General features: G+C 73.7%; 17 protein-coding genes. 5 read left to right on the plus strand and 12 right to left on the minus strand.

What is annotated here, in order from left to right; all coding sequences use genetic code 11:
- Positions 1 to 73 precede the first annotated feature (73 nt).
- Positions 74 to 1,219, plus strand: coding sequence for an 8-amino-7-oxononanoate synthase (locus IF129_RS20390; RefSeq protein ID WP_191211199.1), 1,146 nt, complete (start codon positions 74 to 76; stop codon positions 1,217 to 1,219).
- Here the strand turns inward: IF129_RS20390 and IF129_RS20395 are convergent.
- Both IF129_RS20395 and IF129_RS20400 read right to left on the minus strand, forming a co-directional pair.
- Positions 1,207 to 1,707 (minus strand): DUF6328 family protein, encoded by a 501-nt coding sequence (locus IF129_RS20395; RefSeq protein WP_191211250.1) that lies wholly within the window; start codon positions 1,705 to 1,707, stop codon positions 1,207 to 1,209. The genes IF129_RS20390 and IF129_RS20395 overlap by 13 nt on opposite strands.
- Positions 1,708 to 1,735: 28 nt before the next feature.
- Entirely contained in the window at positions 1,736 to 2,773 is a 1,038-nt protein-coding gene (locus tag IF129_RS20400; protein ID WP_224755295.1) for an ABC transporter permease, read from the minus strand.
- Between the two features lie 100 nt (positions 2,774 to 2,873).
- On the opposite strand from IF129_RS20400, the gene IF129_RS20405 reads away from it, so the two are divergent.
- The gene (locus IF129_RS20405; protein WP_191211200.1) at positions 2,874 to 3,476 is read left to right on the plus strand and encodes a TetR/AcrR family transcriptional regulator; all 603 of its coding nucleotides are present in this window, start codon (positions 2,874 to 2,876) and stop codon (positions 3,474 to 3,476) included.
- A gap of 31 nt (positions 3,477 to 3,507) precedes the next feature.
- Here the strand turns inward: IF129_RS20405 and IF129_RS20410 are convergent, their stop codons facing one another.
- The 4 genes from IF129_RS20410 to IF129_RS20425 all read right to left on the minus strand — a co-directional run bounded on the left by IF129_RS20410 (position 3,508) and on the right by IF129_RS20425 (position 6,908).
- A complete protein-coding gene (locus IF129_RS20410; RefSeq protein ID WP_191211201.1) occupies positions 3,508 to 3,699 on the minus strand; it encodes a hypothetical protein in 192 nt (63 codons plus the stop codon).
- A gap of 150 nt (positions 3,700 to 3,849) precedes the next feature.
- The gene (locus IF129_RS20415; protein WP_191211202.1) at positions 3,850 to 4,812 is read right to left on the minus strand and encodes a cytochrome c oxidase assembly protein; all 963 of its coding nucleotides are present in this window, start codon (positions 4,810 to 4,812) and stop codon (positions 3,850 to 3,852) included.
- A gap of 99 nt (positions 4,813 to 4,911) precedes the next feature.
- Positions 4,912 to 5,640, minus strand: a complete 729-nt coding sequence (locus IF129_RS20420; protein ID WP_191211203.1) for a type 1 glutamine amidotransferase — start codon at positions 5,638 to 5,640, stop codon at positions 4,912 to 4,914.
- A 26-nt stretch (positions 5,641 to 5,666) separates the two neighbouring features.
- The gene (locus tag IF129_RS20425; protein ID WP_191211204.1) at positions 5,667 to 6,908 is read right to left on the minus strand and encodes a MurT ligase domain-containing protein; all 1,242 of its coding nucleotides are present in this window, start codon (positions 6,906 to 6,908) and stop codon (positions 5,667 to 5,669) included.
- A 108-nt stretch (positions 6,909 to 7,016) separates the two neighbouring features.
- On the opposite strand from IF129_RS20425, the gene def reads away from it, so the two are divergent.
- Positions 7,017 to 7,586, plus strand: coding sequence for a peptide deformylase (gene def, locus IF129_RS20430; protein WP_191211205.1), 570 nt, complete (start codon positions 7,017 to 7,019; stop codon positions 7,584 to 7,586).
- Between the two features lie 23 nt (positions 7,587 to 7,609).
- Here def and IF129_RS20435 read toward each other — a convergent pair whose 3' ends face one another.
- Positions 7,610 to 8,257, minus strand: coding sequence for a TetR family transcriptional regulator (locus IF129_RS20435; protein WP_191211206.1), 648 nt, complete (start codon positions 8,255 to 8,257; stop codon positions 7,610 to 7,612).
- Between the two features lie 147 nt (positions 8,258 to 8,404).
- Here IF129_RS20435 and IF129_RS20440 point away from each other — a divergent pair, with 147 nt between their 5' ends.
- The gene (locus tag IF129_RS20440) at positions 8,405 to 9,631 is read left to right on the plus strand and encodes an acyl-CoA dehydrogenase family protein (RefSeq protein ID WP_191211207.1); all 1,227 of its coding nucleotides are present in this window, start codon (positions 8,405 to 8,407) and stop codon (positions 9,629 to 9,631) included.
- Positions 9,632 to 9,779: 148 nt separating this feature from the next.
- Complete coding sequence (locus IF129_RS20445; protein ID WP_224755296.1) at positions 9,780 to 10,367, plus strand: TIGR03086 family metal-binding protein; 588 nt, start codon at positions 9,780 to 9,782, stop codon at positions 10,365 to 10,367.
- Between the two features lie 56 nt (positions 10,368 to 10,423).
- On the opposite strand, the gene IF129_RS20450 is transcribed toward IF129_RS20445, so the two are convergent.
- The 5 genes from IF129_RS20450 to IF129_RS20470 all read right to left on the minus strand — a co-directional run bounded on the left by IF129_RS20450 (position 10,424) and on the right by IF129_RS20470 (position 14,062).
- Entirely contained in the window at positions 10,424 to 11,842 is a 1,419-nt protein-coding gene (locus IF129_RS20450; protein ID WP_318153859.1) for a cation:dicarboxylate symporter family transporter, read from the minus strand.
- Between the two features lie 206 nt (positions 11,843 to 12,048).
- Positions 12,049 to 12,309 carry a DUF4235 domain-containing protein gene (locus IF129_RS20455; RefSeq protein WP_191211209.1) on the minus strand — a complete coding sequence of 87 codons (261 nt, stop codon included), beginning with the start codon at positions 12,307 to 12,309 and terminating at the stop codon, positions 12,049 to 12,051.
- Positions 12,310 to 12,314: 5 nt separating this feature from the next.
- Complete coding sequence (locus IF129_RS20460; RefSeq protein WP_191211210.1) at positions 12,315 to 12,608, minus strand: DUF3618 domain-containing protein; 294 nt, start codon at positions 12,606 to 12,608, stop codon at positions 12,315 to 12,317.
- A complete protein-coding gene (locus tag IF129_RS20465; protein ID WP_191211211.1) occupies positions 12,605 to 13,024 on the minus strand; it encodes a phage holin family protein in 420 nt (139 codons plus the stop codon). The genes IF129_RS20460 and IF129_RS20465 overlap by 4 nt, the downstream gene beginning before the upstream one ends.
- A 105-nt stretch (positions 13,025 to 13,129) precedes the next feature.
- A complete protein-coding gene (locus IF129_RS20470; protein WP_191211212.1) occupies positions 13,130 to 14,062 on the minus strand; it encodes a Rieske 2Fe-2S domain-containing protein in 933 nt (310 codons plus the stop codon).
- Between the last annotated feature and the right edge of the window lie 32 nt (positions 14,063 to 14,094).

A 14,094-nucleotide genomic window follows, 5' to 3' on the forward strand; every position in this document is an offset into this window, starting at 1 on the left:
GGATTGCCACACGGTGCGCCGGGCCCGGTCCGGTTAGGTTCGGGTGAACCGACGAACCGAGGAGCGCCCGACCATGGCAGAAGACCCGTTCGGCTGGCTCGACGCGGCACGCGAGCAGCGGGCGGACGCCGGTCTCGTCCGGCGGCTGCGGCCCCGCGCCGCCGACGACCCGCTGCTGGATCTGGCCGGGAACGACTACCTGGGGCTGGCCCGGGACCCCCGCGTCACGACGGCCGCGGGCGATGCCGCCCGCCGGTGGGGCGCGGGTGCCACGGGCTCGCGGCTCGTGACCGGATCGACCGGCCTGCACGCGGAGCTTGAGGCGGAGCTGGCCGCCTTCTGCGGGTTCGAGTCGGCTCTCGTCCTGTCCTCCGGCTACGCGGCGAACCTCGCCGCCGTCACCGCGCTCGCGCCCCGGCAGGCGCGCGTCGTGTCCGACGCCGACAACCACGCCTCCCTCATCGACGGATGCCGGCTCGCCCGCGCCGAGACGGTCGTCGTCCCGCACGCCGACCCCGGTGCGACGGCCAAGGCGCTCGCCGGACACCCGGGCCCGGCTCTGGCCGTCACCGACGCGGTGTTCTCGGTGGACGGCGACGCCGCGCCGCTGGGCGAACTGCACGGCGTGTGCCGTCGGGCGGGCGCGGCCCTCCTCGTCGACGACGCGCACGGGCTCGGCGTCCTCGGCCGCGGGGGGCGGGGCACGCTCGACGCGGCGGGGCTCGCGGGCCGCGAGGACGTGGTCGCCACGGTCACCCTGTCGAAGTCCTTCGGCAGCCAGGGGGGAGCGGTCCTGGCCCCCGCACGTGTCGTCGAGCATCTGGTCAACACCGCGCGCACGTTCATCTTCGACACCGGGCTCGCACCCGCCGCCGCCGGCGCGGCGCTGGCCGCGCTGCGCGTCCTGCGGGCGGAGCCGGAGCGCGCCGAGCGGGTGCGCGGCATCGCCCTCGCCCTGCACCGGGGCCTGACGTCGGCCGGTCTGAGCGCCGCGCGTCCGGACGCGGCCGTCGTCTCGGTGCGGGCACCCTCCCCGCAGGCCGCGCTGCGCTGGGCCGCGGACTGCCGGGCCGCCGGGTTGGCCGTGGGCTGCTTCCGTCCGCCCTCGGTGCCCGACGGCGTCTCCCGGCTCCGGCTCACCGCGCGCGCCGACCTCACCGACGCCCAGGTGACCCGGGCGCTGCGCACGATCGTCTCGCTGGCCCCTCAGGGCGCCTGAGAGCCCCGGCGGGTGCGCGCGTGCGCACGCCGCACCTGCCAGGGGAGCACGGCCCACAGGGCCACGCACGCCGTGAACGTCGCCGCACCGGCGACGATCCCGACGCCCCGGCCCAGCACGAAGTCGACGACGAGCAGGACGGCTCCGGTGAGGGACAGTCCGAGCACGGCGAGCCCCGCCGCCGCCAGTCGCGCGGAGACCTCCACGACCCGCCGCTTCGCCCCGCGGCGGAACAGCACCCGGTGCACGACGGCCGGCGTGGTGAACAGCAGGGCGCTCAGCGCGCTCAGCAGCAGCGTGGTGACGTAGGTGCCGCGCTGGACGTCGTCGAGCTCAGGGAAGCGCGGGGTGAAGGCCAGCGTGAGCAGGAAGGCGAACAGGATCTGTACGCCGGTCTGGATGACGCGCAGCTCCTGCAGCAGCTCCGCGAAGTTGCGGTCGTCGCGCTCCAGCGGCGTCTCGTGGCGATCCGGACGGTACGCCTCCATGCTCACCGACTGACCCCTGTGGCCCGCTTTACTCCTCCTGCTTCGACCTGGGGCGGGCCGTCTCCCGGTGACGCCACCGCCCGCCCAGCACCACGGCCGTGAGGCCCAGCAGGGCCCACGCGGACAGCACGAGGGCGGGAGCGGTGGCGGCGGTCCCGAAGTACGAGACCGAGCGCAGCAGCTCACCGGAGGCACCCGGCGGGAGCAGCCCACCGATCCACGCGACCGCGGAGGGCAGCAGCTCGGGCGCGGAGGTGACCCCGGAGAAGGGGTTGCCGAGCAGGACGAGGACGAAGGCCGCGAGGCCCAGGCCCCGGGTGCCCAGCACGGCGGCGGTGCCCGCCGCGGCGGCCGCGACGGCCAGGACCGTCAGCCCCAGGACTCCGGCCTCGGCCCACCAGTCGCCGGTCAGCACGCCGAGCCAGCTGTGCTGGACGGCGGCGGCCGTGAGCCCGACGAGGGCGGCGGCCGCCGTCAGCGCACCGGCGGCGCGGCCCCCGGTGAGGCCGAGGAGGGTGACGAGCGCGGCGGCGGCCACACCGGTCAGGGCGAGCGGGAGGGCACCCGCCGCGAAGGCCGCTCCGCGCGGGTCCGTCTCCGGCAGCGGCACGACGTCCGTGGTCCGCACCTCGGTCCCCGGCGGCGCCTGCGCGGCGACCGTCCGCTCCAGCAGCTGCGCCACGGCGGGACTCGCGGCCGAGGCGGTCAGCAGCTCCGTCCCGCGGGGGGACGCGATCAGGGCCCCGTAGACCTCACGGTCCTGGACGGCGGCCCGCGCCGCCTCGGCGTCCTGGTAGCGGTGCACGTCGAAGGCGTCCTCGGCGGGGCCGGTGGTGAGCCGTTCCGCGACGGGAGCGCCCGCCGGGGCGACGAGTCCGATCGGCAGGTCGCGGGGGGCCGTCCGGGCCGCCGGCCAGGCGAAGGCCCACAGGGCCAGCGCGGCGATCAGCGGGGCCGCGACGAGGACGGCGACCAGGCGTCGCCTGGTGCCGCCGTCCGGTCCCCGGCCGTCGCGGGCCGCCGCCTCGGTCGCCTCCGGGGGTGGGGTGGTGCGCGTCGTGGTCATCGTCGGGCCTCCAAAAAGAAGGATCGTTCGTTTTAGTGAGTCCAGCGTTGCGCCGCCTCCGGCTCTTGTCAAGAAGGAACGTTCGTTTTAGTGTGCCGCCATGGCACGCGTCTCCCAGGAACACCTCACCGCCCGCCGCCGTCAGATCCTCGACGGCGCCCGCCGCTGCTTCGCGCGCAACGGCTTCCACGCCACGTCCATGCAGGACGTGCTCCAGGAGACCGGCCTGTCGGCGGGCGCCGTCTACCGTTACTTCCGCAGCAAGGACGACCTCATCGCCGCCATCGCCTCGCAGGTGTTCGACGAAGTGGGCTCGGCGTTCGCCCAGGCCGCCGACGCGGAGGACCCGCCGCTTCCCGACGTGCTGCTCCCCGCCGTCCTGTGCCGCGTCCTGGCCGGGCCGACGCAGGCCACCCCGGCACTGGCCCTCCAGGTCTGGGCCGAGACCCTGCGCAACGACGAACTGGCGGCGCGGATGCGGGAGGGCTACGCACGGGTGCTGGAATCCTGGGTGCGCATCGTGCGCGGCTACCAGGAGCGCGGCCTGATGCGCGAGGACGTGCCCCCCGAGGACACGGCCCGCGTCCTCATCGGCGCCGCCCAGGGCTTCCTGGTCCAACAGGCGCTCTTCGGCCCGCTGGACCCGCACCTGCTGCGCACCGGGCTGCGCGGTGTGATGGGCATGGAGCCGCCCGCCCCCTGAGGTTCCCTGCCCGGGGCCGCCCCGCGCGACGTCAGCGGGGATGCGGCGGCGGTCGGCCCTGCTGCCCGCCGCCCGTCGCCGTCAGAAGTCCCACGGTCACCAACCCGAGGACGATCCAGGCGAACCACACCCACCCGCTGCCGCCCAGCCCCACGGTGTACGCCGTGGCCAGCACGAGTGCGCCGAGCGTCGTTCCCGCCATGACCTTCGTCGCCGTCGGCATCGCACACCTCCCTGGAGGGGCCGGCGGAGCCCGGACCGATACCGGACCCGCGGCGGCCCCGCCGCGTCCCGTCCCTCCATGGTCCCGTCGGGTGCGGGCGGGCGCACCCGGGCGGGGGAGTCCGTAGCCGTCCCCGGAGCGCGGAGCCGCTCAGCTCCGCCCGGCGGTGCTCCGCGCCTGGAGCGAGGAGAGGTAGGCGTTGTACGCCGCCAGTTCCGCGTCCCCGTCCCGCTCGGCCGCCCGGTCCAGGCGCCGTGCCTGGCGCTGCTCGGAGACGTACCACTGGTAGACGAGGGCGAGCAGCACCAGGACGGACGGGATCTCGCTGAACGCCCAGGCGATGCCACCGGCCGCGTTCTGGTCGCCGAGCGCCGTCACCCCGAGCGAGGCCGGGGGATCGGCGTAGGTGCCCACCATCGGTTCGCTGGCCATCATCAGGGCGATGCCGAAGAAGGCGTGGAAGGGCATGCCGGCGAACAGCTCCAGCATGCGCATGATGTACCCCGGCCGGTGCGGTCCGGGATCCACGCCCATGATCGGCCAGAAGAAGACCAGGCCGACGGCCAGGAAGTGGACCATCATCCCGAGGTGCCCCGGCCGCGAGCTCATCAGCGCGTCGAACAGCGGGGTGAAGTACAGCCCGTACAGGCTGGCGATGAACAGCGGGATCGTGAACGCGGGGTGCGAGATGACCCGCACGTAGCGGCTGTGCAGGAGCCGGACGAGCAGCTCCCGCGGCCCCGTGCGGCCCCGGCCCGCCGCCGGCAGGGCCCGCAGCGCCAGCGTGACCGGAGCCCCCAGCAGCAGAAGGATCGGGGACAGCATGCTGATGACCATGTGCTGCACCATGTGCACGCTGAACAGCACCATGCCGTACTCGTTCAGCGCCGTGCACATCATCAGCGCGATCGTCAGCACGCCCGTGGTGAAGGCGATGATGCGGCCGACCGGCCAGGCGTCACCGCGTCGTCGGAGCCGCGCGACACCCCAGCCGTACAGCAGCAGCGCCACGACGCAGCCGGTCAGGAAGAAGGGCTCACCGGTGAACGCCAGCCCGCGCCCCAGCGTGAACGGCGCCAGGTCCATCGACACGCCGTGTCCGCCGTGATCCATCCGCAACGCTCCTGATTCGTACCGATCGCCCGCACCAGAGTAGAACCGCCCCCGGACGCCACTGCGTCCGGGGGCGGCCAGGAGCGGGGGAGCGGCGCGTCAGGCCGGTTGGGTCGCCGCCGCGATGCGTTCGGCGCGCAGGGCCTCGTACCAGCGGTCGTCGACCGGCGGCAGCGCGTTGACGTCCAGCGCCAGTTTGAGCAGCAGGTCGGCGATCAGCGGGTTGCGGGCCAGGACGGGCCCGTGCATGTAGGTACCGAAGACCGTGTCGTTCCATGCGCCCTCCGTGCCGTCACCGGTGCCGTTGCCGTTGCCGAAGCGGACCCGGGCCAGCGGACGGGCGGTCGGCCCGAGGTGGGTGATGCCCTGGTGGTTCTCGAAGCCGGTGAGCTGCGGCAGGCGCAGGTGCTCGTCCATGTCGGCCAGCACGTCGCCCACGCAGCGCACGCCCGTGCCGCGCACCGAGGTGACGTCCAGCAGGCCGAGTCCGGGCTGCCGCTCGCCCTGGTCGTTGACGAACTCGTGGCCGAGGATCTGGTAGCCGGCGCAGACCGAGAAGACGATCGCGCCGTTGTCCACGGCCCGCTGGAGGCCGCCGTCGCGCACCAGGCGCTCCGCCGCGAGGCGCTGCGGACGGTCCTCGCCGCCTCCGATGAGGTAGATGTCGCCCGACGTGGGCACCGGCTGGTCGGAGCGGACGTCGATGCGGTCGACGTTCAGGCCCCGCTGGTGGGCCCGACGACCCACGACGAGGACGTTCCCCTGGTCCCCGTAGGTGCTCAGCAGGTCCGGGTACACCCACACGACGCGCAGGCTGCTGTCACTCATGCTCGAACTCCTCAACGGCGCCACGGTCAGTTGCCCACAGCGCGGCGCAGGTCCTGGAAGGCTGTGTAGTTGGCGATGGCCTCGATCCGGCCGGGCGGGCAGCGCCGCACGGCCTCCTCCGCGGTCTGGCACACCTGGAAGTCGACCCCGGCGACCTCCAGCCGCACCGCCAGATCCAGCCGGCGGTCGCCGATGACGCAGATCGGATGCCCGGCCAGCCGCCCGTAGTCGACGTCCCACAGCCAGGAGGTGTCGGTTCCGTCGGCACCTCGGGCGTTGACGGACAGGATCACCGGTGCGGGCGGCGGGTCGATCAGGGAGAACGTCTCCAGCCAGCCGGCGGGGTTCTTCGCCAGCAGCAGCCGCACCTCGCGGCCCTGGTAGGACACGACATCGTAGCGGCCGGCCACGGCGGTCACCGCGAACATCCGCTCCAGGGCCGTCTGCGGCGGCACGCCGAACGCGGCGGCCACGGCGGCCGACGTCGTGGCGTTGGCGCGGTTCGCCCGGCCCGGCAGCTGCAGGCGGATCGGCCAGGCGGACCCGTGCGGGTCCAGCACGTGGTCGCCGGAGAGCGCCCAGCTCGGCGTCGGACGGCGGAATCCGCACTCGCCGCAGGCCCACTCGTCCCCGGGCCGCTGGAGCACACCGCCGCAGGAGGGGCACGACCAGGCGTCGTCCTTCCACTCCTGTCCGGCGGCCACCCACACCACGTTGGCCGAGGAGGAGGCGGCCCACACCACCAGCGGGTCATCGGCGTTCGCCACGATCAGGGCCTTCGTCCCGGCCAGGCCCTCGCGCCAGCGCTCGGCGAGCATCCGCGTCTCGGCGGCGCGGTCGAGCTGGTCGCGGGAGAGGTTCAGCAGGGCGATGGCCTTCGGCGTCACGTCCCGGGCGACGGTCGAAAGGTACTTCTCGTCGACCTCGATGACCCCGTAGCGGGCACGCGAACCGCCCGCCAGCGCGGAGGTGATGCCGGCCGGCATGTTCGCGCCGAGCGCGTTGGACACGACGTCGTCCGGCTCCGAGCGGAGGGCCTCGGCGATCAGCCGCGTCGTCGTGGTCTTGCCGTTGGTCGCGGAGACGAGGACGACGTCCAGGTGCCCGGCCAGCCGCGCCAGCAGGTCGGGGTCGAGTTTCAGCGCCACCCGGCCGCCGATGACTGATCCGCTGCCACGGCCCGCCGCCCGTGACACCGCCGCCGCGGCCCTGCCCGCGCTCACCGCCAGCTTGGCGCGCGGTGACAGCGGCTCCGAGTTGCCCGACATCGTCGTTGATCCTCCTTGCGCTTCGGTCACACTGCACCCTATCGAGATCCGGTCGCTCGGCCCTCACCGCACCGCTGGCGACCGCGGCGGCGCCGTAGGCTGACGCCCATGCAACGCCGCGCCATCCCCGGCAGTTCCGGACGCGTCCACCCCGTCACCCTCTTCGGCACCGCGGTGCTGCACCGCCCGTGCGAGGAGGTCACGGCGTTCGGCGCCTCGCTGGCCGGCTTGGTCGAGGATCTGTTCGCGTCCATGTACGCCGCCCGGGGTGTGGGGCTGGCGGCCAACCAGATCGGCACGCCGCTGCGCGTCTTCGTCTACGACTGCCCCGACGACGAGGACCGGCGGCACGTCGGTCACGTCGTGAACCCGCGCCTGGTGCGGGCCGAGGGCGGCACGGTGCGCGGCCCGGAGGGATGTCTGTCCCTGCCCGGCCTGGAGGCGCGCACGGCGCGCGCCGACCGCGTCCTGGTCACGGGGCGGCGCGCCGACGGGAGCCCGGTGCGCGTGGTCGGCTCGGGGTTCTTCGCCCGCTGCCTCCAGCACGAGTGCGACCACCTGGAGGGAACCCTCTACCCGGACCGGCTCGCGGGGCTGCGCCGGCGCCGGCTGCTGCGTGCCGTCCGCCGAACGGACTGGGGTCGGGAGGCGTCCGCCACCGCGCGTCGCACGGGCTGAGCCAGGCCGGGCGCCGAGGGGTCTCAGAAGGCCCGGCCGCCGACCCGGTCACCGGCCGCGGCGAGCCGGCCCCACAGGAGATCGGCGAGGTGCTGCACCAGCTGGGCCCGCGAACACGGCCGGTCGGCCAGCCACCAGTCGCCGGCGGCGTGCATCATGCCGACGATGCCGTGGCCCCACACCCGGGCCAGCTCGGCGGCGCTCGGGCCCAGGTCGACCCGCTCGGCGATCACCTCGGCCAGTTCCTCGCCCAGGCGCCGCAGGAGTGGTGCGGTCTGCTGCCCGGCGGCGAACCCCTCCTCGCCCCGCGGGCCGCCGTCGGCGGGGTGCATGAGGAAGCGGTAGACCTGCGGCCGGGCCTCGATGGCGGCCAGGTAGGTGTCCAGGGTCGCCTCGACGCGCTCCCGCCGCCCGGCCGGGGCGTCCAGAGCGGCGCGGAGCGAGTCCAGCAGGGCGTCGGTGTGGCGCACGGCGAGGGCGCGGTAGAGGCCGCCCTTGTCCCCGAAGTGGCGGTAGAGGATGGGCTTGGTGATGCCCGCTTCGGCGGCGATGGCGTTCATGGACGCCTCGGGCCCTTCGCGCATCACGACGCGGTTGGCCGCCTCCAGCAGCTCCTCACGTCTGCGCTCGGTGGCGGTGCCCCGCCGTTCCTCGTGGTCCTTGCTCTCCATGGCGTCACTCCCCGCCCGTGCCCTGCGCTGCCCGCGCAACGTAACACCCCGCCGGGTGGCGCACGCGGCGGCCGAAGGGAGTTGACAGACCTTACCGACGAGTAACAGACTGAGTTACTGAAAGTAACACTCGCTGGAGGGCCCGCCATGACGGAGTTCGCGCTCGACCTCAACGACGACCAGAAGGCAGTGAAGGAGTGGATCCACGGCTTCGCCGCCGACGTCATGCGCCCGGCCGCGGCCGAGTGGGACGAACGCGAGGAGACGCCGTGGCCGATCATCCAGGAAGCGGCGAAGATCGGACTCTACTCGCTCGACTTCTACGCCCAGCAGTTCTTCGACCCCACCGGCCTCGGCATACCCATGACCATGGAGGAGCTGTTCTGGGGTGACGCCGGCATCGGCCTGTCCATCGTCGGCACCGGACTGGCCGCCGTGGGGGTCATGGCCAACGGCACCGAGGAGCAGATCGGCACCTGGATCCCGCAGATGTACGGGGACGCCGACGACGTCAAGGTCGCCGGCTTCTGCTCCTCCGAGCCCGACGCGGGCTCCGACGTCGCCTCGATGCGCACCCGCGCCGTGTACGACGAGGCCAAGGACGAGTGGGTCCTCAACGGCACCAAGACCTGGGTGACCAACGGCGGCATCGCGAACGTGCACGTCGTCGTCGCCGTGGTCGACCCGGAGCTGGGCTCCAAGGGGCACGCGTCCTTCATCGTCCCGCCCCGCACCCCCGGCCTCTCCCAGGGGCAGAAGTTCCTCAAGCACGGCATCCGGGCCTCGCACACCGCCGAGGTCGTGCTCGACGACGTCCGCGTTCCGGGCAGCTGCCTGCTGGGCGGCAAGGAGAAGCTGGACGAGCGGCTGGCCCGTGCCAGGGAGCGTGCGGCGAGCGGCGGTGAGCGGGTGAAGAACGCGGCGATGGCGACCTTCGAGGCCTCCCGTCCGGCCGTGGGCGCCATGGCCGTCGGAACCGCCCGCGCGGCGTACGAGGTGGCTCTGGACTACGCCAGGACGCGGGAGCAGTTCGGCCGCCCGATCATCGACAACCAGGGGGTCGCCTTCCAGCTGGCCGACATGCGCACCCGGATCGACGCCGCCCGCCTGCTCGTGTGGCGCGCGTCGTGGATGGCCACGACCGGCAAGTCCTTCGAGGCCGCCGAGGGGTCGATGTCCAAGCTGTACGCCAGCGAGGTGGCCAAGTCCGTGACGGCCCAGGCCATCCAGATCCTCGGCGGAAACGGCTACACCCGCGAGTACCCCGTCGAGCGGATGCACCGCGACGCCGCGATCTACACCATCTTCGAGGGCACCAGCGAGATCCAGCGTCTGGTGATCTCCCGAACGGTCTCGGGCATGCCGATTCGCTGATCCCGCGGCGCTCCCGGGGGCCGCGCCCCGCCGTCCCCGTTCCCGCCCGCGCGCAGGCGTCCGGGCGGGAACGGGAGCGGCGCGATGAGTTCCGGTCGCGCGAACCGTCGGTACGGGTGAACAGCAGTCACGAGCCCAGGAGCCTTCGATGCCCCGCATGACCGACCTCGGACCGGCCGCCTCCGGTGTGGAGGCGCTGCTGCCCGCCGTCGACGACACCCGCCTCGGCGACCCCACGCCCTGCCGCGACTACGCGGTCTCCACGCTCCTCCAGCACCTGGTGGAACTCACGGCGGCCTTCCGCGACGCCGCCGACAAGCGCTTCACGCCTCTCACCGACTCCGGCCCGGACCCGCTGGCGACGCCGCTCGTCGCCGACTGGCGCGTCCGGCTCCCGCGGCGGCTGCGGGAACTGGCGGCGGCGTTCGGTCATCCCGCGGCGTGGGAGGGCCGCACCCGGGCCGGTGGCGTGGACCTCACGGGCGAGGAGGCCGGGTACGTGGCACTGGGTGAACTCGTCCTGCACGGCTGGGACCTGGCGGTGGCCACGGGACAGCCCTATCAGGCCGACCCGGACGCCGTGGCGGCCTCGGTCGGCCTGTTGGAGTCGTTCGGCCCCGGAACCGAGGAGGGCCCCTTCGGCCCGCCCCTCCCCGTGCCGGACGGAGCCTCGCCGCTGGAGCGTGCCCTCGCTCTCAGCGGTCGCGACCCGCACTGGGCCCCGGCTGACCGCTGAACGGCACGGCGGGGGAGCGGGCGCTCGGGGCCGTGCCGGAGCACCCCGCCCGGTCCTCACGAGCCCGCGGGCTCCCGGTCCCTCCCGTCGTCCTGCCCGGGGAGGCCCGTTCCCGCTTCCCGGGCCCGCGGTCCGTGTCCGTCGTCCATCAGCGTCCGCTCGTCGAACGGCACCCGCCCCGCCAGGACCTCGGTGGCCCGCTCCTTGTCGATCTCCTTCGTCCACGTGCCGACCAGGACGGTCGCGACCGCGTTCCCGGCGAAGTTCGTCAGCGCCCGTGCCTCGCTCATGAAGCGGTCGATCCCGACGATGAGCCCGACGCCGTCGAGGAGTTCGGGCCGGTGGGACTGGAGACCGCCCGCCAGCGTGGCCAGACCGGCCCCGGTCACCCCGGCCGCGCCCTTCGAGGCGACGATCATGAAGACGAGCAGTGAGACCTGCTGACCGACGGACAGGGGATCGCCCATCGCCTCGGCGACGAACAGCGAGGCCATGGTGAGGTAGATGGCCGTGCCGTCCAGGTTGAAGGAGTACCCCGTCGGCACCGTGATCCCCACGACCGGTTTGCTGACGCCCAGGTGCTCCATCTTCGCGATCAGTCGCGGGAGGGCTGACTCCGAGGAGGAGGTGGAGAGGATCAGCAGGAACTCCCGCCCCAGGTACCTCAGCAGCGAGAAGATGCCGACACCGGCGACGATCCGCAGCAGCGCGCCCAGGACCCCGAAGACGAACAGCACGCAGGTCGCGTAGAACCCGATCATGATGACGGCCAGTGAGGTGAGCGCGTCCACCCCCGTCTCGCCGACGACGGCCGCGATGGCGCCGAACGCGCCGACCGGCGCCAGCCACATGATCATCGCCAGCACCCGGAACACCAGCCGCTGAAGGTGGCCGATCCCCCGCAGCACCGGTTCCCCGGCGGAGCCCATGGCCTGCAGGGCGAAGCCCACGAGCAGGGCCACCAGCAGGGCCTGGAGTACCTCACCGCCGGTCAGCGCGGAGACCAGGGTGGTCGGAATGACACCCAGCAGGAACTCCGTGGTCGACTGCGCCGCTCCGACGGCCTGCTCGGCGCCGGCGCCCCGCGTCTCCGCCGTGAGCCGGAGCCCGGAGCCGGGGTCGAGCAGGTTGCCCACCAGGAGGCCGATGGCCAGGGCGACGGTCGACATGGCGAGGAAGTAGCCGAGCGCCAGGCCGCCGACCGCTCCGACCTTGGTGGCCCTGCGGACGGATCCGATGCCCAGCACGATCGTGCAGAAGATCACCGGGGAGATCATCATCTTGATGAGGTCCACGAATCCGGACCCCAGGGGCTTCAGGGTGACGGCCACGCCCGGTGCCGCGAATCCCAGCACGATGCCCAGCACCACCGCCGCGATGACCGCGACGTAGAGGTAGTGCGTGCGGTCGCGGCGTCGTCGTGGAGTCCTGCTCTGCTCCTGCGTCGGTTCTGGCGGCGAGGTCTGCCCAGCCACGCTGTTCTCCCTTCCCCGGGGCGGCACGTGCGACTCACGGCCGGAATGTCCGGCCACTGTCCACCGGGAGGTGACAGCGGTCACCCTTGCGTTCATTTCGTTCATGGGCCCGTTCACGACGGCCCCGGGGGCCGCACCACGGCACGCGGCGGCGGCCGGCACTCTCCCGTGCCGGCCGCCGCCGTCCGTTCCTCACGCTTCGGGGTTCACGTCGCCCTCCTGCGCCGCACCCGCCGGGCCCCCAGGACCCCGCCGCGCTGCAGGACGGCCTTGACGACCGCGAAGATCGCGCCGTGCACGGCGGCCGCCAGCAGCACCTCGCGCCAGCTCCGCTCGATGTCCGTGGCGTCGGGGGTGTCCTCCTGGTGGGCGACGACCTTCCACACCTGTTTGAAGATCGCGCCGGCCACGACGCCGCCCACCAGACCGACCGACAGGGTGCCGGCCCTGTTCAGAACCGCGGACATCCCGTTCACCCCCATCCGTGACGCTTGCGCAGCACGAGGGCCGCGGCGACCAGCACGGTCACCACCGCACCCGCGGCGACCAGGGGTACGCGGTTGCGGCGGCCACCGGCCCGCGCCGTCCGTGCCACCCGGTGGGCCTGCTCGCGCGCGTCGACCGCCTTGCGGCGGGCCTGGGCCTTCACGTCCGCCTTCGCCGCCAACGCGGCGACGGTGTCACCGAGTTCGGCGCGGGTGTCCTTGACCTGCTCCCGCAGGACCCGCGGATCCCTGGAGGTCTCCGCCTCGAAGTCACGGCTCATCGGTGGGCCCTCCCCTTGATCTCGGCGATGTCGGCCTTCACGCTGCCGATCGCCTGCTGGGGCGCGGCCGGCGTGGCACTGTGCAGTTCCCTCTTGCCCACCATGGCCAGGACCCCGGTGATGACGAGCAGCACGCCACCGATGATCAACGCCGAGGCCCACACCGGGAGGACCAGCGCCAGCGCCGCGATGGCACCGGCGATCAGCGCCTGCAGGGCCAGGAAGCCCGTCAGGGCCGCGCCGCCGAACATGCCGCCGCCGATCCCCGCGTGTTTGCCCTTCTGCGCCAGCTCCGCCTGGGCCAGCCGCATCTCGCGACGCACCAGCTCAGAGAGCTGGGCCGACGCCCGCTCGACCAGCTCGCCCACCGAGGCCTCGTGCGCGTCGGCCGGCCGGCGGCGCACAGATCCGATCATGCCGTCCACCTCGCTTTCTTTCCTGGGGGCACCGGGTTGCCCGTGCGGCGCCCGTTGAAGCCCACCGCAGCGCGAACGGCCGCGGCGAAGTCACCCGTTCGGACGTCAGTCACGCAGCCTGAGCCGTACCGAACCGTCCAGTACCCGGGTTTCGAACGCCGGCTGCGGGGCGGTGGCCGGGCCGTGCACGTTCCACCCGTCGGAGAGCCGGAACAGGCTCCCGTGCCAGGGGCACTTCAGGCAGCCGTCCGTCAGGTGGCCCTGGGACAGCGGGCCGCCCAGGTGGCTGCACTGCTCGACCAGCGCGTACACACGGTCGTCGGCACGGCGGACCACCACCACGGGCACACCGTCGACACCGCACCGGACGGGCTCGTCCACCGGGAAGTCGGCCAGCGGCCCGACGTCGTGCCACCGTGAACCGATCCGCGCCGCCAGTCCCTCGGCGTGGTTGGCCCCGACGGCCTGCCGGTAGGCCAGGTGCCCTCCCAGCGCCCCGCCCGCCGAGACCAGGGTGAGCCCGGCGAAGCCCAGCACCCGCCCCAGTCCGTGCCGCCCGGCGATCCGGGCGGCCAGGGAACCGGCGTACAGCCAGATCGCGCCCGCGGTGGACGCCGCGTGCACGAGCCCCACGCGCTGCTGACCCGGTCGAAGCTCGGCCCAGTCCACCCACCCGGCCACCGCGGCCGGGACGGCACCCGTCAGTCCGAGGCCCACCAGGGCGCCGGCACCGCGCCGCTGCCCCGGGAGCAGGTCCAGGGCCGCCGCGGACATCCAGGCGCCCACCGGGAGCTGGACGAGCATCGGGTGCACCGGATGCCCGAGCCACCTGCCGTGGAGGACGTCCCGGGCCCGGCCGAGGGGCATCCCCTTCACCCAGGAGCGCAGCCGCGCGGCGGTGCTGTCCAGGGCGGACGCGCGTTCGACCCGGTCCACGGCGGTCATCACCCGGCCCGGGCCGTCCCGCGAGGGCAGCGCGCCCAGCACCGTCCGGGCGGCACCATCGGCGGCACCATCAGGTCCGTAGTTGATCGACATGAGGCGCCGGGTTCCCCCGGCCCGATCGGGCA

The organism is Streptomyces chumphonensis (genome assembly GCF_014779715.1).
GTDB lineage: Bacteria > Actinomycetota > Actinomycetes > Streptomycetales > Streptomycetaceae > Streptomyces > Streptomyces chumphonensis.

Coding starts and splice junctions, on each gene's coding strand:
- IF129_RS20390 (WP_191211199.1), top strand. CDS start 74: ATGGCAGAAGACCCGTTCGGCTGGCTCGACGCGGCACGCGAGCAGCGG.
- IF129_RS20395 (WP_191211250.1), bottom strand. CDS start 1,707: ATGGAGGCGTACCGTCCGGATCGCCACGAGACGCCGCTGGAGCGCGAC.
- IF129_RS20400 (WP_224755295.1), bottom strand. CDS start 2,773: ATGACCACGACGCGCACCACCCCACCCCCGGAGGCGACCGAGGCGGCG.
- IF129_RS20405 (WP_191211200.1), top strand. CDS start 2,874: ATGGCACGCGTCTCCCAGGAACACCTCACCGCCCGCCGCCGTCAGATC.
- IF129_RS20410 (WP_191211201.1), bottom strand. CDS start 3,699: ATGCCGACGGCGACGAAGGTCATGGCGGGAACGACGCTCGGCGCACTC.
- IF129_RS20415 (WP_191211202.1), bottom strand. CDS start 4,812: ATGGATCACGGCGGACACGGCGTGTCGATGGACCTGGCGCCGTTCACG.
- IF129_RS20420 (WP_191211203.1), bottom strand. CDS start 5,640: ATGAGTGACAGCAGCCTGCGCGTCGTGTGGGTGTACCCGGACCTGCTG.
- IF129_RS20425 (WP_191211204.1), bottom strand. CDS start 6,908: ATGTCGGGCAACTCGGAGCCGCTGTCACCGCGCGCCAAGCTGGCGGTG.
- def (WP_191211205.1), top strand. CDS start 7,017: ATGCAACGCCGCGCCATCCCCGGCAGTTCCGGACGCGTCCACCCCGTC.
- IF129_RS20435 (WP_191211206.1), bottom strand. CDS start 8,257: ATGGAGAGCAAGGACCACGAGGAACGGCGGGGCACCGCCACCGAGCGC.
- IF129_RS20440 (WP_191211207.1), top strand. CDS start 8,405: ATGACGGAGTTCGCGCTCGACCTCAACGACGACCAGAAGGCAGTGAAG.
- IF129_RS20445 (WP_224755296.1), top strand. CDS start 9,780: ATGCCCCGCATGACCGACCTCGGACCGGCCGCCTCCGGTGTGGAGGCG.
- IF129_RS20455 (WP_191211209.1), bottom strand. CDS start 12,309: ATGTCCGCGGTTCTGAACAGGGCCGGCACCCTGTCGGTCGGTCTGGTG.
- IF129_RS20460 (WP_191211210.1), bottom strand. CDS start 12,608: ATGAGCCGTGACTTCGAGGCGGAGACCTCCAGGGATCCGCGGGTCCTG.
- IF129_RS20465 (WP_191211211.1), bottom strand. CDS start 13,024: ATGATCGGATCTGTGCGCCGCCGGCCGGCCGACGCGCACGAGGCCTCG.
- IF129_RS20470 (WP_191211212.1), bottom strand. CDS start 14,062: ATGTCGATCAACTACGGACCTGATGGTGCCGCCGATGGTGCCGCCCGG.